At 52.0% G+C, this 24,283-nt stretch carries 25 protein-coding genes; 8 read left to right on the forward strand and 17 right to left on the reverse strand.

Features of this window, described 5'->3' with window-relative positions; translation table 11 throughout:
* Window positions 1-10: 10 nt before the first annotated feature.
* Both WCI03_07770 and WCI03_07775 read right to left on the reverse strand, forming a co-directional pair.
* Window positions 11-790, reverse strand: coding sequence for an MBL fold metallo-hydrolase (locus WCI03_07770; GenBank protein MEI8139749.1), 780 nt, complete (start codon window positions 788-790; stop codon window positions 11-13).
* A 228-nt stretch (window positions 791-1,018) separates the two neighbouring features.
* Entirely contained in the window at window positions 1,019-2,176 is a 1,158-nt protein-coding gene (locus WCI03_07775; GenBank protein ID MEI8139750.1) for an FAD-dependent oxidoreductase, read from the reverse strand.
* A 204-nt stretch (window positions 2,177-2,380) separates the two neighbouring features.
* Here WCI03_07775 and ilvD point away from each other — a divergent pair, with 204 nt between their 5' ends.
* Window positions 2,381-4,051: a dihydroxy-acid dehydratase gene (ilvD, locus tag WCI03_07780; protein ID MEI8139751.1), complete on the forward strand. Its 1,671-nt coding sequence runs from the start codon at window positions 2,381-2,383 to the stop codon at window positions 4,049-4,051.
* 72 nt (window positions 4,052-4,123) lie between these two features.
* On the opposite strand, the gene WCI03_07785 is transcribed toward ilvD, so the two are convergent.
* From WCI03_07785 to WCI03_07815, 7 genes are read right to left on the reverse strand one after another with little or no spacing between them, the layout of a single operon-like run.
* Window positions 4,124-5,122, reverse strand: a complete 999-nt coding sequence (locus tag WCI03_07785) for an AEC family transporter (protein MEI8139752.1) — start codon at window positions 5,120-5,122, stop codon at window positions 4,124-4,126.
* Between the two features lie 22 nt (window positions 5,123-5,144).
* A complete protein-coding gene (gene dxs / locus WCI03_07790) occupies window positions 5,145-7,085 on the reverse strand; it encodes a 1-deoxy-D-xylulose-5-phosphate synthase (protein ID MEI8139753.1) in 1,941 nt (646 codons plus the stop codon).
* The gene (locus WCI03_07795; GenBank protein ID MEI8139754.1) at window positions 7,082-7,402 is read right to left on the reverse strand and encodes a homocysteine S-methyltransferase family protein; all 321 of its coding nucleotides are present in this window, start codon (window positions 7,400-7,402) and stop codon (window positions 7,082-7,084) included. Before WCI03_07795 ends, dxs begins: the two co-directional genes overlap by 4 nt.
* 58 nt (window positions 7,403-7,460) lie before the next feature.
* Window positions 7,461-8,366, reverse strand: a complete 906-nt coding sequence (locus WCI03_07800; protein ID MEI8139755.1) for a sugar phosphate isomerase/epimerase — start codon at window positions 8,364-8,366, stop codon at window positions 7,461-7,463.
* 33 nt (window positions 8,367-8,399) lie between these two features.
* Window positions 8,400-9,425 carry a Gfo/Idh/MocA family oxidoreductase gene (locus WCI03_07805; protein MEI8139756.1) on the reverse strand — a complete coding sequence of 342 codons (1,026 nt, stop codon included), beginning with the start codon at window positions 9,423-9,425 and terminating at the stop codon, window positions 8,400-8,402.
* A 3-nt stretch (window positions 9,426-9,428) separates the two neighbouring features.
* Window positions 9,429-10,424 carry a sugar phosphate isomerase/epimerase family protein gene (locus tag WCI03_07810; GenBank protein MEI8139757.1) on the reverse strand — a complete coding sequence of 332 codons (996 nt, stop codon included), beginning with the start codon at window positions 10,422-10,424 and terminating at the stop codon, window positions 9,429-9,431.
* Between the two features lie 18 nt (window positions 10,425-10,442).
* A complete protein-coding gene (locus WCI03_07815) occupies window positions 10,443-11,540 on the reverse strand; it encodes a Gfo/Idh/MocA family oxidoreductase (GenBank protein ID MEI8139758.1) in 1,098 nt (365 codons plus the stop codon).
* 168 nt (window positions 11,541-11,708) lie between these two features.
* On the opposite strand from WCI03_07815, the gene WCI03_07820 reads away from it, so the two are divergent.
* A complete protein-coding gene (locus WCI03_07820) occupies window positions 11,709-12,413 on the forward strand; it encodes an AraC family transcriptional regulator (protein ID MEI8139759.1) in 705 nt (234 codons plus the stop codon).
* A 1-nt stretch (window position 12,414) separates the two neighbouring features.
* Here WCI03_07820 and WCI03_07825 read toward each other — a convergent pair whose 3' ends face one another.
* Together WCI03_07825 and WCI03_07830 are read right to left on the reverse strand one after the other, a co-directional pair.
* Window positions 12,415-13,605, reverse strand: coding sequence for a flavodoxin domain-containing protein (locus WCI03_07825; protein ID MEI8139760.1), 1,191 nt, complete (start codon window positions 13,603-13,605; stop codon window positions 12,415-12,417).
* A 23-nt stretch (window positions 13,606-13,628) separates the two neighbouring features.
* On the reverse strand, window positions 13,629-14,072 hold the full coding sequence (locus tag WCI03_07830) for a 3D domain-containing protein (protein ID MEI8139761.1): 444 nt from the start codon (window positions 14,070-14,072) through the stop codon (window positions 13,629-13,631).
* A 101-nt stretch (window positions 14,073-14,173) separates the two neighbouring features.
* On the opposite strand from WCI03_07830, the gene gpmI reads away from it, so the two are divergent.
* Together gpmI and WCI03_07840 are read left to right on the forward strand one after the other, a co-directional pair.
* A complete protein-coding gene (gene gpmI / locus WCI03_07835) occupies window positions 14,174-15,826 on the forward strand; it encodes a 2,3-bisphosphoglycerate-independent phosphoglycerate mutase (GenBank protein MEI8139762.1) in 1,653 nt (550 codons plus the stop codon).
* Window positions 15,827-15,843: 17 nt separating this feature from the next.
* Window positions 15,844-16,152 (forward strand): YkgJ family cysteine cluster protein, encoded by a 309-nt coding sequence (locus WCI03_07840; GenBank protein ID MEI8139763.1) that lies wholly within the window; start codon window positions 15,844-15,846, stop codon window positions 16,150-16,152.
* 14 nt (window positions 16,153-16,166) lie between these two features.
* On the opposite strand, the gene WCI03_07845 is transcribed toward WCI03_07840, so the two are convergent.
* The 5 genes from WCI03_07845 to WCI03_07865 form a co-directional block, all read right to left on the reverse strand.
* On the reverse strand, window positions 16,167-18,089 hold the full coding sequence (locus tag WCI03_07845; protein ID MEI8139764.1) for a sugar phosphate nucleotidyltransferase: 1,923 nt from the start codon (window positions 18,087-18,089) through the stop codon (window positions 16,167-16,169).
* A 188-nt stretch (window positions 18,090-18,277) separates the two neighbouring features.
* Entirely contained in the window at window positions 18,278-18,745 is a 468-nt protein-coding gene (locus WCI03_07850) for a YaiI/YqxD family protein (protein MEI8139765.1), read from the reverse strand.
* Between the two features lie 10 nt (window positions 18,746-18,755).
* On the reverse strand, window positions 18,756-19,574 hold the full coding sequence (locus tag WCI03_07855) for a nitroreductase family protein (GenBank protein ID MEI8139766.1): 819 nt from the start codon (window positions 19,572-19,574) through the stop codon (window positions 18,756-18,758).
* 4 nt (window positions 19,575-19,578) lie between these two features.
* Window positions 19,579-20,436, reverse strand: coding sequence for a PHP domain-containing protein (locus tag WCI03_07860; GenBank protein ID MEI8139767.1), 858 nt, complete (start codon window positions 20,434-20,436; stop codon window positions 19,579-19,581).
* An 84-nt stretch (window positions 20,437-20,520) separates the two neighbouring features.
* Window positions 20,521-20,961 (reverse strand): type II secretion system protein, encoded by a 441-nt coding sequence (locus tag WCI03_07865; GenBank protein ID MEI8139768.1) that lies wholly within the window; start codon window positions 20,959-20,961, stop codon window positions 20,521-20,523.
* A gap of 234 nt (window positions 20,962-21,195) precedes the next feature.
* Here WCI03_07865 and WCI03_07870 point away from each other — a divergent pair, with 234 nt between their 5' ends.
* From WCI03_07870 to WCI03_07885, 4 genes are all read left to right on the forward strand, one after another.
* Window positions 21,196-21,378, forward strand: coding sequence for a hypothetical protein (locus WCI03_07870; protein MEI8139769.1), 183 nt, complete (start codon window positions 21,196-21,198; stop codon window positions 21,376-21,378).
* A 182-nt stretch (window positions 21,379-21,560) separates the two neighbouring features.
* Window positions 21,561-21,860: a hypothetical protein gene (locus tag WCI03_07875; GenBank protein MEI8139770.1), complete on the forward strand. Its 300-nt coding sequence runs from the start codon at window positions 21,561-21,563 to the stop codon at window positions 21,858-21,860.
* 114 nt (window positions 21,861-21,974) lie between these two features.
* A complete protein-coding gene (locus WCI03_07880) occupies window positions 21,975-22,526 on the forward strand; it encodes a hypothetical protein (GenBank protein MEI8139771.1) in 552 nt (183 codons plus the stop codon).
* 97 nt (window positions 22,527-22,623) lie between these two features.
* Window positions 22,624-23,715 (forward strand): DUF362 domain-containing protein, encoded by a 1,092-nt coding sequence (locus WCI03_07885; GenBank protein ID MEI8139772.1) that lies wholly within the window; start codon window positions 22,624-22,626, stop codon window positions 23,713-23,715.
* A gap of 37 nt (window positions 23,716-23,752) precedes the next feature.
* On the opposite strand, the gene lepB is transcribed toward WCI03_07885, so the two are convergent.
* The gene (gene lepB, locus WCI03_07890; protein MEI8139773.1) at window positions 23,753-24,271 is read right to left on the reverse strand and encodes a signal peptidase I; all 519 of its coding nucleotides are present in this window, start codon (window positions 24,269-24,271) and stop codon (window positions 23,753-23,755) included.
* Window positions 24,272-24,283 lie beyond the last annotated feature (12 nt).

Raw genomic sequence — 24,283 nt, forward strand, 5'->3', positions numbered from 1 at the left:
TAACAATTACTTATTCACTCCAAACCTCACTCACACGGTCTGAAGGAGCGACCACAACGCGAACATGCAGATGGCCTTGATTTTTCAATGCATCTGATACCGTGCGTAGTGCCAGTTCGGACGAATTACATTCTGAACTTAAATGCGCTAAAAAAACGGCTTTTAGATGCGAACCAGCAATCTCTGTCAGCAATTCAGCAGCATGCTGATTCGAAAGATGTCCTTGTCGTCCACTAATCCGCTGCTTGAGATGCCAGGGACGGTCTGCGTCTTTGAGCATTTGTTCATCGTGATTCGACTCAATTACCAAAACATTACAACCCCTCAGTCTCTCCCGGATCAATCCTGTGACCATTCCCATATCCGTCACAACCCCTACCCTGATCTCGCCACAACGAATGACAAAGCCAACAGGATCATAAGCATCATGAGGAACAGAGAAAGGATCGATGGAAAGATCCCCTATCTGAAAATTTGCACCCGTTGAAAAAACATTCCATTGTAATTTTTTATCGTTCCCAGCCCGGGCATCAATGCCCTCGATCGTTCCACTGTTGGCGTAAAGTTTGACTTTTCCGCCACGATGCAGAACGGCAAGGCCTGAGGTATGGTCGCTATGTTCATGTGTCACACAAATGGCATGAATAGACTCCACGGAGGCTCCGCATTCAGCCAAACGTAGCCCCGTGGCGCGCCCGCTTAGACCGGCATCAATTAAAACAGCCGTCGTTGCGGATGCAACATAGGTGCAATTTCCGCCACTTCCACTCCCCAATACACATACTCTCATTGTATTTCTCACGATCTTTGATATCGTGCCCTTATGTCTTCAGAAACAAAATCATGCTGGTCTTGCCAGTATTGCCAATTAGGCGGTAACGTTTTTCCATGCGGATGCAAATGGTTTATGGAGCACGGAAAAAGTACCGATGTTAAAGATGTGCCTAGTGCCATTGTTGATGTCGGCTGCAAGCTATGGAAGCCCAAGCCGGCCTCTTAACGTCTCACATTTCACGTCTTACATTTTTCCGGCTTTTTTCACCTCGGCGGCGTAAGAATCAAAACCTTCCCGCGTTCCAATCATCTGAACCCCCACAGGGACTCCATCTTTCAGCACCAAAGCGCGGATGAGCGTTTCAGTGGATCCGTCCAGAATCTGCTCTTCGGTGCCTGACGCAGAAACCGCGCCGATCGCGTAGATTTCAAAATTCTTGGAGCGGAATGTGAGAGGAACCGTTTCTGGGTTATAGACTTGCCCGCCCCGGCCTTGCAACGATGCCATCAGGTTTAGCCCCGCCAATTTCCCTTGTGCCGCCGACTCTTTCATGGAGCAGCGGGTCACCCCTTCAAATTGGATCATATCACCAGCAGCATAACAATGAGGGGCCGGGGTCTGAAGAAATTCATCCACGAGCACCCCTCTTTCACAGGCCAGACCCGCCAAGGTCGCCAGGGATTTGTCTGGTCTTGCACCAATAGAAACCAGACATAAGTCTGCTTCCAGCGGTTCGCCTTTATCCAGTCCAAGGGTTACCGAAGTCGGCCCCGGCTTTGCCGATGCGATACCGTGTCCCAGTACAACGCGAATTCCACGCTCCTCCAGCCCGCGCAGAAGGGCACATGAAGCCCTTGTGCCGAATTGTGCCGGCATCAAGCGGCTCATCAGTTCCACAATGGTCACGTTCATTCCGGCCTCAACACCGTGCAATGCCGCCTCAATGCCCAGAATTCCCCCGCCGACAATCACTAAGCGCTTACCCTTACCCACTCGACTTCGAATGGCTTCGGCGTGTTGAACATTCCACAACGGCCAGATGAAACCACCGCCGTCTTTTACAAAGGGGGGCAAAACGGGATTACTGCCAATTGCCATAATCAGGCCATCAAACGATTCAGTGCCCTGGGCCGTACTCACTCGATGATGGAGAGGATCCAGCGAGGCGATTTCCGCAGCCAATCGGAGTGCAATAGCCTGCTGAGCATACCACTCCAGCGGTTTGATTTGTATGGCAGAGAACTCAGCCTGCCCAAACGCCAATGCAACCAGCCGAGGACGGTAATATGGTACCACGGTTTCGTTAGAAAACAGGGTCACCTCCGCCCTATTCTCACGCGCCGCCTTCGCCGCCTCCACTCCTGCATGTCCTGCCCCAATAATTCCAATCTTCATGCTCATCTCGCTCCTGTAAGTGGGGCAAGACTATGCAATGCCTCGTCCGGAAACGCAATATTTTGATAAGAAATCGCTTTTCTGACGGTGCGGATGATGTACCGGGCCAGAAGGTATTCATGATTGCAGTTGTCGCACTTCCTGACTCGACACCACCGTAGCGCTGCGATAGAGTAGGCATCATATTTTAATCCCACGAAAAGGAACACTATGAATAGCGACCAAATCAAACAGGGAACTGAACGCGCACCCCATCGCAGCCTGCTGCGGGCAACGGGCAAGGTGAAAACAGGCGATTTCAATAAGCCTTTTATCGGCGTATGTAATTCATTTAACGAAATGATCCCCGGCCATGTTCATCTGAACAAGGTGGCTGAACTGATCAAGAAATCCATCCGGAAAGCTGGCGGTATTCCCTTTGAGTTCAATACCATTGGTGTTTGTGACGGAATCGCCATGGGTCACGCCGGCATGAAGTACTCCCTGCCAAGCCGGGAAATCATTGCCGACAGCGTGGAGGCCGTGATCAAGGCTCACTGTTTTGATGGCGTCATCTGCATCCCAAATTGCGATAAAATCGTGCCCGGCATGCTCATGGGAGCGTTACGCGCCAATGTTCCCACCCTGATGGTGAGTGGTGGACCGATGGCCGCAGGACGGATGCCCGATGGAAAAGCCGTCGACCTGATCAGTGTATTCGAAGGCGTGGCAGCCCACAAACAGGGCAAGATCAACGATCAAGGCCTTCAATCACTTGAAGAACATGCCTGCCCGGGTTGTGGCTCCTGTTCGGGAATGTTCACTGCAAATTCCATGAACTGTCTCTGCGAAGCCATTGGCATCGCACTACCGGGTAACGGAAGTATTCTGGCGATTGATCCTCGCCGGAAAAAATTATTCCGCCTCGCCGCCACCCGCATCGTCGCGATGGCCAAAGCGGGCGGTCCCCTGCCCCGGGAAATTGTCACCGAGAAGTCACTCGACAACGCGTTTGCCACCGATATGGCCATGGGGGGCAGCACCAATACCGTCCTTCACGCACTTGCCATCGCCCATGAAGCAGGCATCAAGTATGACCTCAACCGGATCAACCAGATCTCCAAGAAATGTCCTAATATCTGTAAGGTCGCACCCTCCTCGCCCCACCATATGGAGGATGTGGACCGTGCAGGGGGCATCAGTGCCATTATCAAATCAATCGGGGCCATTCACGGCATTATCAGCCGAGACGCTCCAACCGTAACTGGCAAAACGATCTGGCAAAATGTGGCCAGAGCCGAAGTCAAGGATGCTGAGATCATTCACCCTGTCGATAAGCCCTACTCCGCTGATGGCGGCCTAACAATTCTATGGGGCAATCTGGCGGAGAGTGGCGCAGTCGTTAAAAAAGCTGGTGTAGCCCCCTCCATGCTGAAATTCCGTGGTCCTGCCGTAATTTTCGAATCCCAGGAAGACGCCTGTTACGGAATTCTCAAAGGGGCGGTCAAGGCTGGCGACTGTGTCGTCATCAGGTATGAAGGCCCGCGTGGCGGTCCGGGAATGCAGGAAATGCTGGCCCCCACCTCTTACATCATGGGTGCCGGACTTGGCGAGAGTGTCGCCCTGATCACGGATGGCCGATTCTCAGGCGGCACACGGGGTGCCTGTGTAGGGCATGTTTCACCCGAAGCCGCAGCTGGGGGTGTCATTGGCCTCATCAAGGCAGGCGATATCATCAATCTTGATATTCAGGAGCATAAACTCGAAGTCGATGTCTCGGAGGCCGAGTTGAATCGCCGCCGTGCTGAAGCCACCCCGTATATTCCCCGGATTGTTTCAGGATATCTCAAACGCTATTCCCAGCAGGTTACCAGTGCGAATACAGGGGCTGTACTCCAGTAAGCAGCAGGCAGTTGACAGTAGACAGATTATTAAACTCACTGCCTACTGATCACTGCCAACGGCCGGCTGATTCTACAAGAGCCAGTGGCAGCACCACACTGCGGCAGGAACCGTGAGAAGACTGAGCAGAGTGGTCAAAAAGATACTACTCGCAGTCAAGCCACGATCCCCGTTGTAATGGTCGGCAAACATGGAGCAACTGATGGCCACAGGCATGGATACAATCACCGTCGAAGTGATAAACTCCACTTCAGTCAGACGCACACCAATCAATAGCGTGACCGCTTTGAGCGCCAAAAGTGTCACCAGTGGAGCCACAACAAGCCGGGCTAAAATCACGCCCGATAATGGACGCCACTGAAATTGACTGGATCGCATCAATTCGGCCAATTGGGCACCTGCAACCAACAACGAAAGCGGAATCGTCAGATCTCCGATCATTTTTAACGCCCCCAGCACACTATTAATGGTGAGTCCCCAAACCAGACCCGAGTCAGAGTCTGCTGGCGCGGCTATTCCCGGCCAGCATAAGGCCAAGCCGGCACCCACAAGAGTCGCCAGCACCCCGGAATTGCTTAACAGCATCCGCCAAGCAGACTGCTTTTCGGCCTCACCGTCCTGCAGTAAACGGATCCCATACGTCCACAGGGTAATCTGGGCACCGAAGTTAAGAAGCAGAACGAATCGCACGCCCTCGGCACCATACAGGCCCGCCGCAATCGGCAAAGGTAGGAATACCCAGTTCGGAAGTGCCACAAGGAAAACAAACGTTTTCCGACTTTCTGGCGGAACCCGGAAAAAACCGATAAGACCTTTACCGACCAAGGCCGCCAAAACAATGCTGACTCCTCCAAAAACAGGAATCCACCACCCTCGCTGTAACGATGCAAAACTGACCGTTTCAAGCATCTGAACGAAAACCAAAGCAGGAAAGGTCACCTGTACCACAAGCAGACTTAACGCCTTGGTTAAAGTGGTGGTGAGATATTGCCAGCGGGCACACCACCACCCGATAACCATCATCAGAAACATCACCGAAATTTTGAGAAAAACAAGCTTGCTTTGGATCATGGGAAATACCTGGTAAGCCAGATCAGGCTTCCATTCTGACCACTGATTTATGTCTACAGACTTCTGTATCCTGTCTATTGTCGTCCGTCTTTTGAATCCTGAGCGTTTTCTCCACCCGTTCAGCAATGGCTTCGGCGGTCAGGCCAAAGTTTTCAAGCAGTATCGCAGGGGCTCCATGCGGAACGAACTCACGAGGCCAACCGTTCCTGATGATGCGGCCCTGATACCCAAGATCGCCCAGCGTTTCAGCAACCGCAGTCCCGAACCCTCCTGCGGCAACCCCATTTTCAAGAGTGACGAATGTCCGGGCTAACGTACTCTGGCCCGTGATCAAATCCAGATCCAATGGGGCCACAAATCTTGCATTTACAACCCCCACTGAAAACCCTTTGGTTACCAGAATGTCAGCTGCCGCTATCGCCACCGGGATCATGTCGCCCAACGCCCAAATCTGGATTTCCCACCCTTCTAGTAGAATACGTGATTTTCCCAAAGGAACCTCTTCAAACTGATCTGGTGGTTCAAACCCGGCACAAATTCCGCGGGGATAGCGAATGACCACCGGACGTTTCCATTTGATTGCCGAATAGAGCATGTGGGACAGCTCCGCCCCATCGGCAGGTTGCATAATGATCAATCCCGGGAACGTTCGCATCATGGCAATGTCAAATACTCCATGATGCGTAGGGCCATCATCACCGACAACCCCTGCGCGATCGAGGCAGAACACCACCGGCAGGTTCTGCAGGCAAACATCATGAAGAATGTAGTCCACCACGCGCTGCGAGAACGTTGAATAGAGAGGCAGCACCGGGGTCATCCCCTGGGAAGCCAGACCGGCAGCAAAAATTACGGCATGTTCCTCGCAAATCCCCACATCGAAGAAGCGTTCAGGAAAACGAGTCGCAAAAGAGGTGAGCCCTGTTCCTGATCGCATGGCCGCCGTAATGGCAACGATCCCGGAATCACTCGCGGCAAGCCTTTCAAGAGTATTGCCAAAAACCTGCGAGTAGGAAGGAGCCGAGGAACAGGAAATTGGAATCCCCGATTCAACGTCGAAGTTACCAATTCCGTGCCAATTTTCGGGACATTTCTCGGCAAACGAATAGCCTCGGCCTTTCTGCGTGAGCACATGCAGGATAATCGGCCCGTCATTGTTCTTGGCGATTTCCAAAGCAGCCACCAAACGCGGTATATCATGGCCGTCAATCGGGCCGATATATCGAAGCCCGAATTCTTCGAACAACACACTGTGAAGAAACATACTCTTGATGGATTCCTCAACCCGGTAATACAAACGCCTCAAAACATTCGATTGCCCCGACATGCGCTTCACCACCGACTCAACAGAGTGCTTCCATTTATTATAGCTGCGGTTTGTCAGAAGCGCGCCCAGATATTTGGACACAGACCCAACATTTGCGGAAATGGACATCTCATTATCATTCAGGATTACAATCATCCGCCCCGTGGTGCCCTGGATATTATTCAGAGCCTCAAACGAGGATCCACCGCCAAGAGCGGCATCTCCTACCACCGCCACCACATGATTGTTGCCCCCCTGTCGATCGCGCGCCACAGCCATCCCCAGAGCTGCCGACAAAGCGGTTCCCGCATGTCCGGCGCCAAAAGCATCACAGGGGCTCTCATTGCGATTCATAAATCCTGAAAGCCCACCATACTGACGAAGCGTGGCGAACTGGTTTTTGCGCCCTGTGAGGATTTTATAGGTATAAGCCTGATGGCTGACATCCATCAAAATCTTATCCTCTGGCGGTTGAAACACCTTTAGAATTGCCAGGGTAAGTTCCACCACACCCAAATTGGAGGCCAGATGACCACCCGTTTTGCTGATGGTCTCGATCATGAGCACCCTGATTCCATTTGCCAGGTCGGTCATCTCATCTGGTGAGAGCAGTTTTACATCTGCCGGGCCATTGATTTTATCAAGAACGGTGCTCATGATCCCCCCGCGAGCACAGAAAGCGCGGTGTTCACCCCCAACCTGACCGCACGATTCATGTCCGCTACACGATCCGCCAGGCCGTAAGCCGAGAGTTTAATACGGTTGGCGCCGAACGTGCTGGTTTCAATAACATCGGCGCCTGCCTCGACGTATTCCTTGTGAATCCCCAAAATCAATTGGGGCTGCGTCAAACTCAAATCGTCATAGCACACATTCACAAAGACGCCACGCTGATAGATCATCGTCCCCATGGCGCCATCAAACAACATGACACCAGCACGTATCTTTTCGAGAAAGTTTTGATTCGGTTTCACGGAGGGGGACTATAGCGACTCGACCATTCTTCGTCGAGTCCAGAGAACTTTACCCCTATTAGATTCCCGGATTTGGCACAAATGCCCCACCCCGGCAATGCTTCAGGAAATTCAGGCCATGCACCTGGCCCGTCATTTCCAAATCATCCCTGTAAATCGGATCATGCCAGCCTTCAATATCAATGGAGCCTTTAAACCCGCCACGCCGCAACTCTGTAATAACATCCGTCCAATTGGTGTCACCAAATCCCGGAGTGCGGTGGAAGGCAAATTGCTTATTGCCATATACTCCATGAGTCCTAACTACCTCCCACAATATGGACGCATCCTTTCCATGTACATGGAAGATACGGTTGACCCATTTCCGGAGTTGGGGAAGAGGATCAATCAGAGCGACCATCTGGTGACAGGGCTCCCATTCAAGCCCAAGGTTAGCGCTTGGAACCGCATCGAACATCAATTGCCATGCATCGGGATTGTGCGCGATATTCCAATCGCCACTTTGCCAGGTGCCACCCATACTGCAGTTCTCGAAAGCCAGACGGACCCCTTTGCCTTCCGCGCGTCGAGCCAACTCTCCAAAAACTTCTTTAAACCGGGGAATGGACGCGTCGATCGACTGGCCCCGCAGTCGGCCGGTAAATCCGGCGACAACATCCGCACCAAACAAATGCGCATTGTCGATCAAGGTTTCCCAGCCGCGCCGGGTGGCCAGATCCTTTTCGTCATTCTCAAGAGGATTTCCGAACATGCCCAACGAACTGATGACGACGTCCTTGTTACCAATCGCTTCCTTGACCTCAGCCGCCAAGGTTTTCAGGTCGGCATCACCTATTGTCTGCCAAAAGGTTAAAGAAAAGCTCTCAAATCCATGCTGAATAATCTGCTGGATGTATTTCTTGGTATCCTTGCCAGCACTCACCAGCGTACCAATCCTGATGTCACAATGATTTTGATGATTCATAATATGAAATTTCCTTCTTTATAAACAAACAGGTCACTTGACCTTTTCCTCTTTACCAGATGCAGCACTCTTAATCGCGGCAAAAACCATCGCCAGGCTCTTGATATTGTCCGTACAAATGGTCTCCGGCGACTTGCCCTTGCGCAAACATTTCACATAATCCGCAATCTGACCACCATGAAAACCCGTTCTGCTTTCGTCGGTAAAGGGCTCCGCCACAATGTCTTCCCATGTGGAGAAAAAGCCCCCCTTAGTTTTGACGGCCTGCGCCCGGATGTCCGTCGCACCATCCCAGCGGAAACTGCCTTTAGTACCAATCCCATGCCACGTGCTTTCCCATGTGGTATTCATCCCTTCAGCACACCAGCTGCCTCGATAAGTATACACCAGTCCGTTGCTCATGGTAAACACCGCCATGGCTGAAGCATCGTGATCATACCAGGAGCCTTTTGGATTCCATTCCTTGCAATAAACGGACACGGGGTCCCCGCCGCCCAAGAGACGCGCAGCATCAAAGGTATGGATCGCCATGTCCAGCAGGAGCACATGCTCCATTCGGTCACGAAAGCCGCCAAAATGAGCCCCGATGTAGAAATCGGAATTCAGGGTGGTCAAAGTTCCGATACGACCCGACTCCACCAATTTTTGCACCGTCCGGATATTGGCATCAAACCGTCGATTCTGGATGACCGCATGCGTACGCCCTACCCTTTTGGCCGCCCTCACAATCCGACGGGCATTTGCCATGCTGTCGGCCAAGGGCTTTTCTCCCAGCACATGACAGCCATGACGGAAGGCTTCCAAAGCCACCTCGACATGACCTTCAGGCACAGTACAATCGAACACGATATCCGGCTTCAGCTTCTTGAGAACCGTGCGGAGATTTGTCCCAATCTCCGCCGACTCCAAATGGAACTCAGTCGCCCGCTTGCGGGCACTCTCCTCAACACGATCCACCAGCCCGACAATCTGGATATCAGGCATAGTTGCCACGGGCTTCAACCAGGCCCCACTAATGCCTCCACAGCCCACCAAAACGACACGAAACGGTTTTTTCATAAATCATCCTTTTTCAAAAGCTGCATCAAATGCGACATTCGAGGGCGGAAAATCAAGCCGTTTGACGAATTCGCAGGCCTCCCGGGCTCCATGTTCACGATCCATTCCGCTATCTTCCCATTCCACCGAGAGGGGCCCCTGATAGTTGATCCGGTTCAAGGCGCGAATGATCGGCTCAAAATTCACATTCCCACGACCTAATGAACGGAAATCCCAGAACCGCCGGGCATCCCCGAAAGTGAGATGTCCCCCGAACACACCGGACAACTGCGGGGTCTGACCCCAGGCAACATCCTTCATATGAACATGGAAAATCCGGTCATTAAACCGCTCAATGAATTTCACATAGTCAACACCCTGATACCCCAAATGACTCGGATCAAAGTTGAACCCGAAAGACGGATGTCCATCAACGGCGGCCAGGGCACGCTCAGCTGAAACAATGTCAAAGGCAATCTCGGTGGGATGCACTTCCAAGGCAAACTTCACGCCAACTTTCTGAAACTGATCCAAGATCGGCTTCCATCGTTTTCCGAAGTCCTTGTAACCCGCGGCGACCATCGCCTCCGATACGGGCGGGAATGCATAGAGCAAATTCCAAATCGAGCTGCCTGTAAAGCCGTTGACAACCTTGACGCCGAGGGTCTTAGCCGCCTTGGCGGTCTTGATCATCTCCTTGGTTGCACGCTGGCGCACCCCTTCAGGATCGCCATCGCCCCAGATATAGGCAGGAAGTATGGATTTATGGCGCTCATCAATCTGGTCACACACCGCCTGCCCCACAAGATGGGCACTGATGGCATACACCTTCAGGCCATGACGGGCCAGCGTCTCATGTTTCTGACGGCAGTAGGCGGCATCCGCTTTATCCACCTCAAAATGATCGCCCCAACATGCCAATTCAAGCCCATCATAACCAAATCCCTTTGCTTTCTGGCAAAGTTGTTCCAACGTCATATCAGCCCATTGCCCTGTGAATAATGTTACCTGTCGCGCCATAGATCACACTCCTATTCTTTATTTGAAAGTGACGAGTTTCCCTGTTTTCGCAGACTTATAAATAGCTTCCAAAATTTCCGTTACCACCAAAGCCTGTTCAGGCCGCACCATGGGATCCGTGTCGTTAATGATGGAGTCAATCCACATGCGGGCTTCGCGATCGGACTCATTCTCCGAAACTCCTGCAAAGAAATCAACACCGCCGCCGGACATATCCACTTTATTAACGAAGAGCTTCCCATGCTTTTCGCCATTTAAACGTAACCCGTCCCACATATCTGCTCCGCCCTCAGTTCCACACAGGGTGGTCTTGGCTTCCCCAACCTGGAGATCGTTCAAAGCCCAACTGGACTCAAGCATGATGGTCGCGCCGTTCTCCATAGTGATGAACCCGAAGGCCGAATCTTCCACGGTGAATTGTTTCGGATCCCATGGCCCCCATGCATTAGCAGCATTTTTGCGACTTCCAAGCTTATGATAAACTGAGCCCATAACACTTACGGGCTTGTAGTTATTCATCAGCCATAGAGTCAGATCCAAGGCATGAGTCCCGATATCGATCAACGGCCCCCCCCCCTGCTCCTCCTCGTTCAGGAATACACCCCAGGTCGGAACAGCCCGTCGGCGAATAGCGTGAGCCTTGGCATAATAAATGTCTCCCAATTCGCCGTCCCGGCAGACTTTGTTGAGGAACAGAGAATCGGCTCGAAACCGGTTCTGATAACCAATGGTGAGTTTTTTTCCGGTACGCTTCACCGCCTGGACCATTCGGCGGGCCTCCGCAGAAGTTTTAGCCATGGGTTTTTCGCACATGACATGCTTACCAGCATCCAAGGCCAGAATCGCAAGATCCGAATGGGATTTATTGGGAGTGCAAACATGGATGACATCAACGGTCTTATCATTGAGCATTTCCTTATAGCTTCCACACACTTTGGCACCCTTGACGCCAAAGGCTGTGGCCGCAGCGGTCGCCCTTTCGGGAACGATGTCAAAAAATGAGACAATTTCCACATGCGGTAATTTCTTCAAGCTGGGCATATGCTTACCGTTGGCAATGCCACCACACCCAATAATCCCGACTTTAACGACGTCCTGTTTATTTTTCGCTGCCATTGTCATGTCTTCCGTTTTGTTGTGAGTTCAAACCGAAACTCGTGCTAAGCCGGATTTCTCCGGACAAATTACAGAGTGACATACTAGATTTCAGACCTTTCAGTGGTCTTGCATGAATTGCGCATCTTTGTGTATATTTTCGGCATGAACAAAACGTATCAATTTTCAATGGCATCACCTGTTCATTCAGCACTGAAGCTGTTTGACTTCTTGCCGGATGTTTCTTTTTTTGTAAAAAACATGAACAGTGAGTTCCTTTACGGCAACCCGGCTTTCCTCAAAATGCTGGGAGCACGCAACCTGAAAGAGCTTGTTGGCAAAACAGACCATGACTTCTCACCCAAGGAGCTGGCAGACCGTTTTGTACGGGATGACCGGCAGGTCATCAGGAGCGGGAAACCGATGGCCAGCCGAGTGGAACTGGTCCCGAACTTCGATAAAAGTATCAGTTGGCATATCACGACAAAAATCCCGATCCGGGATGATGGCGGCGAGATCGTTGGAACGGCGGGGATGACACGCGACTTGAACCGAACGAATGTCACCGCCAGCCGGTACAAATCGATGGATGGTGTCATGAAACACATGGAAGACCATTACCCTGAGCCTGTCACGGTCAAAGAGCTTGCCGCCATCACCCATTTGTCGCTCAGCCAATTTGAGCGCCGATTCCAGACGCTTTTTCAGGTGACCCCGGTGCAATACCTCATTCGCTTGAGACTCACCAAGGCCTGCCAGATCCTGACCTCAACCCCGGCCAAGATCACAGACGTTGCCGCTCAGTGCGGGTTCTATGACCACAGCCATTTCATCCGGCAGTTCGTTCGCGTCTACGGCCTATCCCCTTCCGCTTATCGCCAGCAACACCAATAACTCAAGGGGCCTTCACTGCAGCCGCCAGTTGCCGTCCCATAGCACGGCAGGCCTCGACCTCGGCCGCACCGGGCTGCCACTTAACACGAAGTCCGGGCAAAGCGACGGGAATGCCCGCCTTTTTGAACACTTCTTCGATATCCTTGACGCTCTCGCCGCTCCACCCATAAGAACCGAAAGCCGCCCCGATTTTATTTTTAAAGCGAAGCCCTTTCATCTCTTCAAGAATTTTGGCCATGGACGGTAAAATCCCATTATTGTGGGTACAGGAGCCCAGCACGACCAGTTTGGCTTTAAAAATATCTACCATCAAATCATTCCCATCCGACAAAGCCGCATGGCAGACCTTGCAGTCCACGCCACATTCAATTAAGCCTTCGGCAATCGCTTTGGCCATTTTTTCAGTGGCATTCCACATGGTATCGTAAACAATCAGGGCGGTCGGGGCAGGTATCTGCCGCGCCCATTCCTGGTACTTAGCGACAATCTGCAAGGGCTCATTACGCCAGATAACCCCATGGCTGGGAGCAATCATGTCGACCGGAAGATTGAGTGCCAGAATCTCATCAATCTTTTTCAAAACCTTGTCACTATAAAGGGTTAGGATATTGGCGTAATATTTCAAGGCCTCTTCATAGAGCTCCGCCTGATTGACGAGGTCATTAAAGAGGAATGCCGAGGCGTAATGCTGCCCGAAGGCATCATTGGACATTAGAATATTGTGCCCGGTCACATAAGTGAACATGGTGTCAGGCCAATGAAGCATCGGGGCTTCAATGAAAACCAACTCATTTTTACCAAGGCTAAGTTTGTCACCGGTCTTGACGGTCTGGAAGTTCCACTTTTCATGATAATGGCCCTCCACACTGGCAGCCCCGTTTTTGGTAAGAACTACCGTCGCATTCGGGCAGTGCTTCATGAGAATCGGCAAACTGCTGGAATGATCCGGTTCCGCGTGATTCACGATCACATAATCAATCTTGGCCGGATCCACAATGTCTTTGATCTTCGTCATGAATTCATCGGCATGGTGATCCCAGACGGCATCCACAATCGCAATCTTTTCATCCATGATCAGGTACGCGTTGTAAGTCGTTCCGCGATGAACTGACAATTCAACACCGTGAAACCGCCGAATACCCCAATCCGTCACGCCTACCCAGAAAATATTTTTTGCAATTTCAATACTCATGATTTCTCCTTACTTTTAACTTCTCAACCACCATACCATACCCGCACCCATTTCACACGTTTACCCCATGCCAGGGCTTCGCGATGAGTGGGAAAATATAAATCGATGTGTTCACCTGTAATGGCCCCGCCCTGATCCTCGACCCGCCCGGCGCCATATCCATCAATGTACATCACCGTACCGAAAGGATAACGACCCGTATCAGCCGCGATCGTTCCCCGCCGCGCCTTTATGCCACTGGCCGTCACACCGACCTCTTTGCGCTTCCCCTTCAACGGACCCGACGTATAGACCGGTCGCATCAGCCAATTACGACGCCATCCACAACATTCACCACAGGGACAATACCCGGTAGTGAGAATCCGTCGCTCCACAGCACGACTGTCCCTGGGCGGCCGCACAGAGGCACACCCTGTCGCCCACAAGGTCAAAAGAATTAAACAAAGAAATGGAACGGCTCTTTTCACGGGCGTCAAGAATAACATAAAATAATCATCTCGTGAACCCTCTTTACCGCCATCTGGTTTTTAGGTAAACTTAAAGCCATTTTCAACGAAAGGACACAACAATGCAGGCATTGAAAAAATCGATTTTCCCCGGCCCGAAAGGCCCGGTGGTTCTGGTCATCATGGATGGAGTTGGTATTGGGAAATATGAGGAAGGAGATGCGGTCCGCACGGCACTCACCCCGAATCTCGACTGGTTGAAGGCCAATGCCCTTTACAGCCAGCTCAAAGCACACGGCGTTGCGGTTGGTCTCCCCAGCGACGAGGACATGGGAAACAGCGAAGTGGGGCACAATGCCATCGGCTGCGGCCGCGTTTTCGCCCAGGGCGCCAGCCTGGTCAGCGACGCCATCAACTCCGGCGCGATGTTCCAGGGCCAGGTTTGGAAAGCCCAAGTCGCCAATTGCCTTAACCATCACACCCCGCTTCATTTCATCGGCCTGTTCTCGGATGGTAATGTCCATAGCCACATTGATCATCTCAAGGCCATGCTCACCCAGGCCAGGGCCGAAGGCGTGAAATGCGCCCGGATTCACATCCTACTGGATGGCCGGGATGTCAGTGAGACCTCTGCCCTGGACTATGTTGATCCCTTCGAACAATTTCTCGCGGGACTTAACGCAGGCGGTGCCGCTGATTTCCGGATTGCCTCCGGCGGTGGACGCATGAATATCACCATGGATCGCTACAACGCCAACTGGGATATGGTCAAACGCGGTTGGGACACCCATGTACGTGGACTCGGTGCCCAGTATCCCTCGGCACGCACCGCCATCGAGGCACTCCGTAAAGCAACACCCGGAGTCATTGATCAGGATCTTCCCGCTTTCGTAATCGCCGATAAGGGACAGGCGATCGGCAATATCACGGACAACCACAGCGTCATCTTCTTCAATTTCCGAGGCGATCGATCCATCGAGATCACCCGCGCATTCGAGGACGACACGGTCACCGAGTTTGATCGTTCCCCACGCCCCAAGGTTCTTTTTGCCGGAATGATGCAATATGACGGCGACTTGAAACTCCCGAAAAACTATTTGGTCGAACCCCCGGCGATCGCCGAAACCATGGGCGAATATCTGGCGCATGCTGGCATCAAACAAATGGCTATCAGCGAAACTCAGAAGTATGGACACGTCACCTATTTCTTCAACGGTAACCGTTCCGGAAAATTTGACGCCGCCCTGGAGGATTATTACGAGATCACCTCCGATATCCTTCCTTTCGAACAACGTCCCTGGATGAAGGGAGCGGAGATTACTGATGCCGTATTGAAGGCCATCGCCGGGAATACCCACCGCTTTATCCGGTTGAATTTCCCCAATGGCGATATGGTCGGGCATACCGGTGTCTATCAGGCCACTCAAATCGCCGTGGAAACGGTCGATCTCTGCATCGGGCGCCTGCTCCCCGCGATCCAGGCGGCAGGCGGCATCCTGGTGATTTCAGCGGATCATGGAAATGCGGATGACATGTATGAGCATGATAAGAAAACCGGCAAGACGAAGCTGGAGAACGGCAAAATCAAGGTCAAAACCGCCCACTCACTCAACCCGGTTCCTGTGATTGTCTATGACCCCAGCCAGTGCGCGAAACTTAAATTGAGCGGCCACAAGGGCCTCGGCATCAGTAGCCTGGCGGCAACCTGCCTGAATCTGCTCGGTTTTGAAGCCCCGGCCAATTACGATCCCAGTGTGATCGAGGTGGGAAAATAGTACCGTCATTCCAATGTCTGCGATGCGGAAACTGCTGTCGTCATGACGGAGAGGTACGTCTTGACGATGGCGAAGCGGAAGCGATTGCGGCTGAACTGGGTATGGAGGTCGCCTCCTTCACCGAGCAATTCACCCGGCTCAGGGATGACCGCCGGGGCTTGTCGCTAAAGGATTTGCCGGACGGTTCCTGCATCTTTCTGGAGGGTGCCCTGGCGGCCTGCCATATTCAGGCAGCCAAGCCCCGCCAGTGTCGCGACTTCCCCCTGCAGTGGAAATATCAGGATTTAGAAGCCATCTGCCCTGCGGCCAAGCCGGCCGCAGGCTAAAGCCCCGAGAGGTATCAGGCGTTTGGGAAATCAATCATGGTTTGCCGGTAAACGTCGGGAAGCCCGATGTCAAAACGGCGTCCTTTCACGACACAGCCGACGAATCCATCCAGTTTTCGTAATTCATCCAGACACGAAGTAAGTTGGAACTCGCCACGCTCACGGATATTATTCCGAATGTTCTCCCCAAGCAGATGAAATATCTGGGGCTTGATGATATAGATGCCGAAAACCGTCAGGAAGGTATCATCGGCCAAGCCATCCACCTTCAAATTCGCGCGGGCATATTCAGCATCAGGTTTCTCGGCGAACTCGGTGATGCTCAGAATTTCACCTTCCTTCTGCCACATTCCCGTAACGCAGCCAAAATGTTTTACCTGGTCGGCGGGCATGGCCTTTAGGCCCACCACGCTCATTCCGGTTTTCTCATAAACATCCATCAATTGCCCGGCACAAGAGCGGTCAATTGCAGAGGCATAAAGATGATCCCCCAGCATGAGCAAAAACGGCTCCTCTTTGACGAAGTCCTTCGCACAATAGACCGCATGCCCGAACCCTTCCTGGGTATCCTGCGGCAGTAACTTCACACGTCGTCCAATATCCAGAAGGTACTGACTGTACTCCTGATTTTCCCTGGACAACTTATTGAAGTTTTCGATGGGCGGCGGGGAGTAAAAAAAGTCCTCGAAAACTTCTTTGTCTCGACTTTGCACGATCAGTCCGATCTCCTCAATGCCGGACTGCACGGCTTCCTCAACGATGATTTGAATGGCAGGCTTCATTCGTCCCTGTCGATCCATGATGGGAAACAGTTCTTTCTTAAGGGCCTTGGTGGCAGGGAACAACCGGGTTCCAAAACCAGCGGCAGGTATAACGCACTTACGAAGCCGACGTCCTGCCTGAAGCACAAGTCTGAGCCCGCTCATCTTGAGATCGCGCTCGATGATCTCAATTACCTTCTCCTGCGTCTCCTGATCCTTGACGATAAACTGAGCAGTGCCATCGCCTTGCGACCCCACTCCTTTGCCTCCCAAAACGAGAGCTTGGAGGGGAGCATAATTAAGCACTTTGTGGAGAACAGGCGAGGTCAACTGCGAGGGACATGCCGGAATGCAATACTTATCAAATTCGGCTTGAGCCTCCCGCATGAGCTCACCAATAAGGTTTGCATCACCTTCACGGATCGCCTGGGCGGCACGTTGGGTGAGCGTGGAGCTCACCGGACCCAGGTACTTCTGGACCCCTTTTTGGATCTCATCCTCCGCGAAAGGGTAACAGTGATTCAAGTGATTCAAAATCTCGCGGGTATCCTTGCCAGCGTGAAGGTCCACAATGACAAAATGAAGATCCTTGGGGGTATTCAGTTCTGAGACGTCAATCCGATCGCCATCAAAGCTCATCATAATAGGACGGCTGCCATAGGCGCATCCCTGATCCATACGCCCGCAACGGGACGGCGTGGTAATTTCACCTAAATAAGCGAATTCCATTTCACCGCGAACGGTCATTTTCAAGTCATAGAGCCGGTTAAATGCACGGGCCACCAGCACACAAACTGCCGCACTGGAAGACAAGCCTTTTTTAATCGGCAGATCAGTAAGATAGTTATCAAGCTCCAAGCCTCGCACCCGGTAATGCGTCAAAACCTGATAGGCGACCCCTGCGGCATAACTGAAGAAGCCTCCTTTTTGAGCTTCTACCAGCAAGGCCTCACGATCCATCGGGATCTCATAAGGGCCGAACGGGGTGCCGTCGCTCAGGGTCGTCTTGAGAATTAACTTATTCGGGTGGGGTTTGACCGTGGCATGCAGGCCCTGGTTGGTGCCCGTGATGATCGTGTAGCCCTTTTCAAGCTCTCCGTTGATACGGCGATAACTGCCAGCCCAATCAGAGTGCTCGCCAAAAAGACAAATACGGCCAGGAACAAATAACTTCATGAAAATTACCCCCACCTTGAGAATGCTCTCCCCCTTCTAGAGGATTACGAAGCCGACATACTACTTGGTCATTAGTTTTTTCGCAATTCCGGAACAATCAGAATTCGCAAAGAAATAATTAACCTCACAAATAGACTTACAGCCTGTCAACCTTCCGTGAGAAAAGAGCGGCCATTTTACAGGTAAAGTTAGATAGAGGGCGATGGATGCTTACGACGGATTGTTTGAATCACTTCGTCAAGTTCTTGCAAAAAACGGGAGCGGTCATGCACGTTCAGCGGCAGAGGCCCTCCCGTTATCTCGCCAGCATCACGAAGTTCTGACAACAGTGCCCGCGTTGCGATGGCCTGCCCGATATTATCTTCCCTGAACGACTTTCCTGTTGACCCCATGACTCGCGCCCCTTTCTTCAGGCAACGACTGGCAAGAGGAATGTCAGAGGTTATCACAATGTCGTGAGGCTCCGCATGATCGACAATCCAATCATCGGCCGCATCAAATCCATCTCCTACCACCTCAAGTGAAAGCCATGGCTCGCGAGGAACGCGCATCCAGGAGTTGGCCACCAAGGTCACTTTGAGATGATATCGATGCGCAACACGATATACCTCCTGCTTGACCGGGCATGCATCAGCATCGACATAAATATGAAGCATATGAAGCCTTCTATTCTACTCTTCTGATTACAGCAGCATCATCACGTTGGACGGTACGTACAAAATGGATGGCAGGAATCCCGAAAAGCATGGCGTAATAGACATAATCCTCTGGAAGGTTGACCAAAGGCTTCAGTTCGGGTAGCGACTCCATGATGGACTTGAACATCCCCCACCACACCGTTCCCAGGTCCGTACTCTGTGTCAGGAATTCAAAATATGCCAAAGCCAGCACCACATCCTCGCGGGGACAGGGTGCATCAAGTGGGGCAGATATAATGAGGGCGTGAGGTGCACCACGGAAAACCCGGTCAGTCCCCTGCTCCAAATAGGCCGATGCCGCAGTATTAAGATATTCCGGGACGCGCCTAGTCCCACCAGCCGCCGCCAGGGCTTTGTAAATTTGTACTCGAAGTCTCTGCATGACAACCCTGTCATCAATCACGGTAAAGATCAGTTCACGTCGGTTTACTCCGGTCGGCACATTTGCAAGAGTGGTCAAAAGTTTTTGGATCAGACCGGGATCCACATTCTTGTCCCGATACCGACGAATACTGCGGCGTCCCCGGACAAAACGGTCAACCTGTTCCCAAGATGGAAGACTCCCTGTGGTCAGAGGAATACTCTCCGCCGGGTTCCGGCCTAGAATTGAAAGCGCCGCCGTGGGACAGATAGCCAGACAGTGTTGGCACTGGTAACAGAGCAGTTCCTGATCCGGCGCGATATCAGGCGCAGCATCACCTTCCTGCCTGATGATGTTGGCAGGGCAGTCTTGCACGCACAATCCACATCGCGTACACAGTCCGGAATCGACGATGAATTTCAACATACGATCACCTCTTTATCCGTGTATTTCGTTTCACCACCACTTGTTGCAGATCCACAAGGGGCACGTTGAAGCGAACAGCCCAGGCGAGTGCCCTGTTCACTTCGCCAGCAATATCTTCCGGACGATGGGCATCAGAATTTACCACAGAAGGTGTGCGGCATTCGCCAGCCAGCTGCCAGAAAGGTTCCAAGGGATATCGCCACCGCAGCCCCTGCGGGGTCTCTATACGAGGTTTACGCAGGCCAAAGGCATTAATTTCCAATGGGACACCCAAGTCTCGTGCCGCCTCAAGAATATCACGGCTCGCAGCAGCCGCCTCGGCATCCCAAATCACGTAAAAACCAGCAAACGCATCCGGATGCGCCATAAACAAAAATAAGTTAGCACTCATGCAGTCAATAATGTGCGTAACATAGGCCGCCAACGCCTTTGGATCGTTTCGCACACTAGGTTCCTCCAAACTAGTCCAGGCATCACGGTATGGAAACCAATGCACCGCGCCGACCAGATAGTCCATGCAGTGTTCCTGCAATAACACCTCACGGTAAAATCCACCAAGTTCCCTGCGGAACTCACACTCCAAGCCAGCCCACAGACGAAGACCTGGAAACAGCGGACGCGCCGCCTCAATCTCTGCGCGATAGGTAGGCAACTCCGCGATCGCCATACGCACACTGTGCCAGCGGCCATCGGCGAAAGGAGTATGATCTGAGATGCCTAAATCAGTAAGTCCATACACCGCAGCAACAGCGCAATAATCGGCCACCGTGCCGCTCGCATGCTTGCAGCGGGCCGTATGCGTGTGCCAGTTGGCCGTCCACTCATGTGAGTTTGTAGGGGTAACGGTTTCAGTAAGAAGCATGTGTCGTATTTAGCACATTAGTTTGACCTCTGCAAATATGAAGAGGTCACTGCCCTCTACCCGCTATCTACTGCTCACTGTTAGTTACGGCACAATGACTTGTATGTATTGGCCGCCGTATTTAACGAAGTCACCGAGTGTTTCCATCTCGGCATCATTTCTTGAGGGACCAAACACCCCAATTCCGCAGGTCATACCCCAATTGTAATCGTAGTCCCAGTAGCCTCCAATAGGCGTGGGCTGCGACCAGTCCGAGCTCTTGAGATAAGGGACAAGTTCCGGAGGCATGATCTTTTCATTCACATCAGCCGGGTACCCCTTTTTGTCGACAATGTATTGATTGATTGCGGCATCAATAATCCGCAAGTCATTCTTGAACGCAGAGTTTTGTGAATTGATCCTCACTTTTTGGAAGCTGGGAATCGCAAGGGCGGCAAGCATACCAATAATGGCGACCACAATCATGATCTCCACGAGTGTGAATCCAGGGGAATAAGAGTATGGAATCAAACGATGATTTTTCAATATCTTCCGGCCCTTTCTTTCAAACTTTTCAAAATCGCCATCGAACAGTCACGCAAACGCAGTTGTTAAGATTTAAACCATTTTTTCTTAGCCCGTCGATCAATATTTTCAAACGCTCAACTAACCCCTTCTCCTTATCAGGATCATCCTGATACAGAGATCATGGTTCGCCCGATTGGCCCTTTTATGATTCGGTCTATTGTAACCCCATACACACAGAAAGGGCTCACGCATATGGGCGATATTCCTATAAGGCGACGATTCCGGATGATCATTCCGGCCTTCCCCGCCTTCAATATCTACACCAGAATTGCTATGGAACATCCGCTTCGGCTGGCGCAAGTGGTATCGCGTCTGGCGAAACGACCTGCTTCGTTTCGGGGGATGGATTGTCCTTCACCGATGGATTATCCATAACCGAAATGCATTGCGGCTCAGGATTCCTGATCGCCGGGGTGTTTTCACAAAGACAAAAAAACTCATCAACCTTGAGACCACGACAGACTGGAAATGCGCTGAAGACCTCTCCCGGAAACACAGACCTTTGAATGCGGAATATGATCTTCGCGCCTATGCGGTCGTCCCGCCCATGGAAGAAAATGATGGAGGAGAAAAAATCGGATTTCAAACGCGTGTTCCGTGCTGAAGGAGTGGACTTCGCGAAAGCCACCCGCTGGCTCGCGGCTATAGCCCCCTTGAAAGTTTCAGGCTCTGTTAAACTCACCCTCGATGCGGGCGCCTTAACCACCGCCTTCCCTTTGTTTGCCTTTAAAGGCGGAAAAAACGCCACGGTTAAAATCACCTATTCTGAATCGTTGTTCGTAGGAAATGAAAAACGGGAACGGGACCATCCGGACGGCCGGGTATTCGAATATAGCGATCTCATCCGGCTTGATTGAAAGCTGGCGGAGTATGAGCCTTTCTGGTTCCGGACTTTCCGTTTCATTGAGCTGGATATTCAAGCCAGCCCGGACTCCCCGGTTACACTCGAGACGCCGAGATTCCGGACCTTCATGTATCCGCTTAAACAACGGGCATCCTTTAATGGTGATGACCCCGATTGCCGAAAAATCTTGGACATTGTCTGGCGAACGGCACGGCTCTGCGCGCATGAACATTATTACGACTGCCCCTATTACGAGCAACTTCAGTATGTCGGCGATACCCGGATCCAGGCACTGGTCTCCTATAGCGCAGCGGGTGACGGGCGGCTCGGAAGACAAGCCATCCTGCAGTATGACTGGTCCCGGTTACACGAAGGCATCACTCAGTCACGCTATCCTTCGACGTGGACGCAGTTCATCCCCGGTTTCAGCCTGTATTGGGTGATGATGGTCCGGTATTATTACGACTATTTTGGGGATCTGGAACTGGTTAAGGAGGTCATGCCAGGTATCAAGACAGTCCTTGATTGGTTCGAGCGGAAGCGGCTTGAAAACGGGTTGATCGATCACCTTCCTTACTGGAATTTCACCGATTGGCTCACCGAATGGCCTGTGGGAAACCCGGCACGGGATACTCGCCTACCACTCACGATCAGCTGGCAGGCAAGTGAGGCCAACTAGACAGGCCTTTTTTCGGAGAAAAGTTAGTGGGGCTTGAACTTCCAGCCACAAGCGCCTATAAGACAAGCCGCTGGTAATAACAGGAGAACATTTAAACATGACAAACTTACTATTTGCAAAATATGCGGCCAAGAACTTGGAACCGGTCAATTCAATCGGGGCCAAATGGATGCGCTTACTGGATACGCTGGATCTGGCACCAGCAGTCAAGGGGAAGCGTACATGTATCAAAATGCACCTGGGGGGCGGCATGGGCTTTACCACCATTCACCCGTTCTTCACTCGCAAACTTGTCGAGAAAGTGAAGGAGGCGGGCGCAAAAACGGTCTTCATTACCGACTCCCCCGGGGCGGTACTTCAGGCGGTAGAGCGAGGGTATACAGCAGAAACAGTCGGTTGTCCGCTGGTGCCCCTGTCCGGACAAACAGATACGCACTTCCAGACACGGGAGATTAATCCCCCGTTTGGATCATTCACAAAAGTGGATATCGGCGGCGAAGTGCTGGCTGCGGAGGCACTGATCGACTTCTCGCATGTGAAAGGACATGGCGCCTGCGGGTTCGGGGGCGCATCAAAAAATCTTTCCATGGGCTGCGTGACGCAACGCTCTCGCGGTACGTTGCATGCCCTCGAAGGTGGGCTCGAGTGGGATGAGAAGGCCTGCACACGTTGCCGTAAGTGCGAAAAGAACTGCCCTACAGGTGCCATTTCTTTTGATAAAGACCGTTTTGATGTCTTTTATCATAATTGCAAGTATTGCCAGCACTGCGTACTGATCTGCCCGGAAAAGTCGCTGACCATGCTGGGCGGAAAATATCGTGATTTCCAACGAGGAATGGCACTCACTACCAAACTCGTCCTTGAAAATTTCCCCGCAGAACATCGGATCTTCATCAATATGCTGATGAACATTACAATCTTCTGTGACTGTTGGGGCATGACGACAGCCAGTCTGGTGCCGGACATTGGGATTCTGGCCGGTCGCGATATCGTCGCCATTGAGCAGGCCTCGCTGGATTTGGTGAAAACTGAGAATCTGATCCCCCATTCATTACCACCCGGGTGGAAGATGGGGACCAAGGGTCACTTATTTGAACGCGTACATGGCAAGGATCCGCATGCGGTGGTAGAGTTCCTTGCGGAACTCGGAATGGGCAAACAAAAATACACCTTGAAGGAAGTTGAATAAGCCAGAGCGCCAATTTTTGTGATGCATCACCAGCTGGCTACCAGATCCAGAGTCTGCCCACCAGCTGCCGCCGTTGCACCGCACCAAATACCCGACTGTCAACACTGGCTGAGCGATTGTCGCCCAGGATAAAATACGCGTTATCAACCACAACAAAGGCTTCACTTCCGAGCGCTTTGCCATCTGTCATCAACCCTTTTGGCAGATACGGCTCCGGGTGAACCTTCCCATTCACATAGACACGCCCCTCCTTAAATTGCACGACGTCACCCGGAGCGGCGATAATCCGTTTGACCGCAAATTCATCTGAACCTTTCCGACTGATCTCGACAATGTCTCCAGGTTCCGGATCCTTAAATTGATAGATCACCCGGTTAATCAGATAACGCTCCCCGTCCCGGAGTGTCGGCAGCATACTGGCCCCTTCAACTTCCCCTACCGATAGGACAAACCGTGTAAGCAGAAAATAACTCAGCATGGAACCAAACAACATGGCGGCCATGATGTGGGTTCGTTTTTCCCGCGATACCGAACGATAATCGAATAGACGACGCATATAATAAAGATG

It is taken from the genome of bacterium (genome assembly GCA_037143175.1).
In the GTDB taxonomy this organism is placed as follows: Bacteria; Verrucomicrobiota; Kiritimatiellia; order CAIKKV01; family CAITUY01; genus JAABPW01.

Excerpts from the sequence above, each read along its gene's own strand:
- WCI03_07850 (MEI8139765.1), bottom strand. The coding sequence starts at position 18,745 with ATGCTTCATATTTATGTCGATGCTGATGCATGCCCGGTCAAGCAGGAG.
- WCI03_07860 (MEI8139767.1), bottom strand. The coding sequence starts at position 20,436 with ATGCTTCTTACTGAAACCGTTACCCCTACAAACTCACATGAGTGGACG.
- WCI03_07810 (MEI8139757.1), bottom strand. The coding sequence starts at position 10,424 with ATGGCGCGACAGGTAACATTATTCACAGGGCAATGGGCTGATATGACG.
- WCI03_07800 (MEI8139755.1), bottom strand. The coding sequence starts at position 8,366 with ATGAATCATCAAAATCATTGTGACATCAGGATTGGTACGCTGGTGAGT.
- WCI03_07880 (MEI8139771.1), top strand. The coding sequence starts at position 21,975 with ATGTATCCGCTTAAACAACGGGCATCCTTTAATGGTGATGACCCCGAT.
- WCI03_07785 (MEI8139752.1), bottom strand. The coding sequence starts at position 5,122 with ATGATCCAAAGCAAGCTTGTTTTTCTCAAAATTTCGGTGATGTTTCTG.
- gpmI (MEI8139762.1), top strand. The coding sequence starts at position 14,174 with ATGCAGGCATTGAAAAAATCGATTTTCCCCGGCCCGAAAGGCCCGGTG.
- WCI03_07775 (MEI8139750.1), bottom strand. The coding sequence starts at position 2,176 with ATGAGCATGAAGATTGGAATTATTGGGGCAGGACATGCAGGAGTGGAG.
- WCI03_07875 (MEI8139770.1), top strand. The coding sequence starts at position 21,561 with ATGATGGAGGAGAAAAAATCGGATTTCAAACGCGTGTTCCGTGCTGAA.
- WCI03_07855 (MEI8139766.1), bottom strand. The coding sequence starts at position 19,574 with ATGTTGAAATTCATCGTCGATTCCGGACTGTGTACGCGATGTGGATTG.
- lepB (MEI8139773.1), bottom strand. The coding sequence starts at position 24,271 with ATGCGTCGTCTATTCGATTATCGTTCGGTATCGCGGGAAAAACGAACC.
- WCI03_07805 (MEI8139756.1), bottom strand. The coding sequence starts at position 9,425 with ATGAAAAAACCGTTTCGTGTCGTTTTGGTGGGCTGTGGAGGCATTAGT.
- WCI03_07885 (MEI8139772.1), top strand. The coding sequence starts at position 22,624 with ATGACAAACTTACTATTTGCAAAATATGCGGCCAAGAACTTGGAACCG.
- WCI03_07870 (MEI8139769.1), top strand. The coding sequence starts at position 21,196 with ATGGGCGATATTCCTATAAGGCGACGATTCCGGATGATCATTCCGGCC.
- WCI03_07845 (MEI8139764.1), bottom strand. The coding sequence starts at position 18,089 with ATGAAGTTATTTGTTCCTGGCCGTATTTGTCTTTTTGGCGAGCACTCT.
- dxs (MEI8139753.1), bottom strand. The coding sequence starts at position 7,085 with ATGAGCACCGTTCTTGATAAAATCAATGGCCCGGCAGATGTAAAACTG.
- WCI03_07825 (MEI8139760.1), bottom strand. The coding sequence starts at position 13,605 with ATGAGTATTGAAATTGCAAAAAATATTTTCTGGGTAGGCGTGACGGAT.
- WCI03_07820 (MEI8139759.1), top strand. The coding sequence starts at position 11,709 with ATGGCATCACCTGTTCATTCAGCACTGAAGCTGTTTGACTTCTTGCCG.
- ilvD (MEI8139751.1), top strand. The coding sequence starts at position 2,381 with ATGAATAGCGACCAAATCAAACAGGGAACTGAACGCGCACCCCATCGC.
- WCI03_07815 (MEI8139758.1), bottom strand. The coding sequence starts at position 11,540 with ATGGCAGCGAAAAATAAACAGGACGTCGTTAAAGTCGGGATTATTGGG.
- WCI03_07770 (MEI8139749.1), bottom strand. The coding sequence starts at position 790 with ATGAGAGTATGTGTATTGGGGAGTGGAAGTGGCGGAAATTGCACCTAT.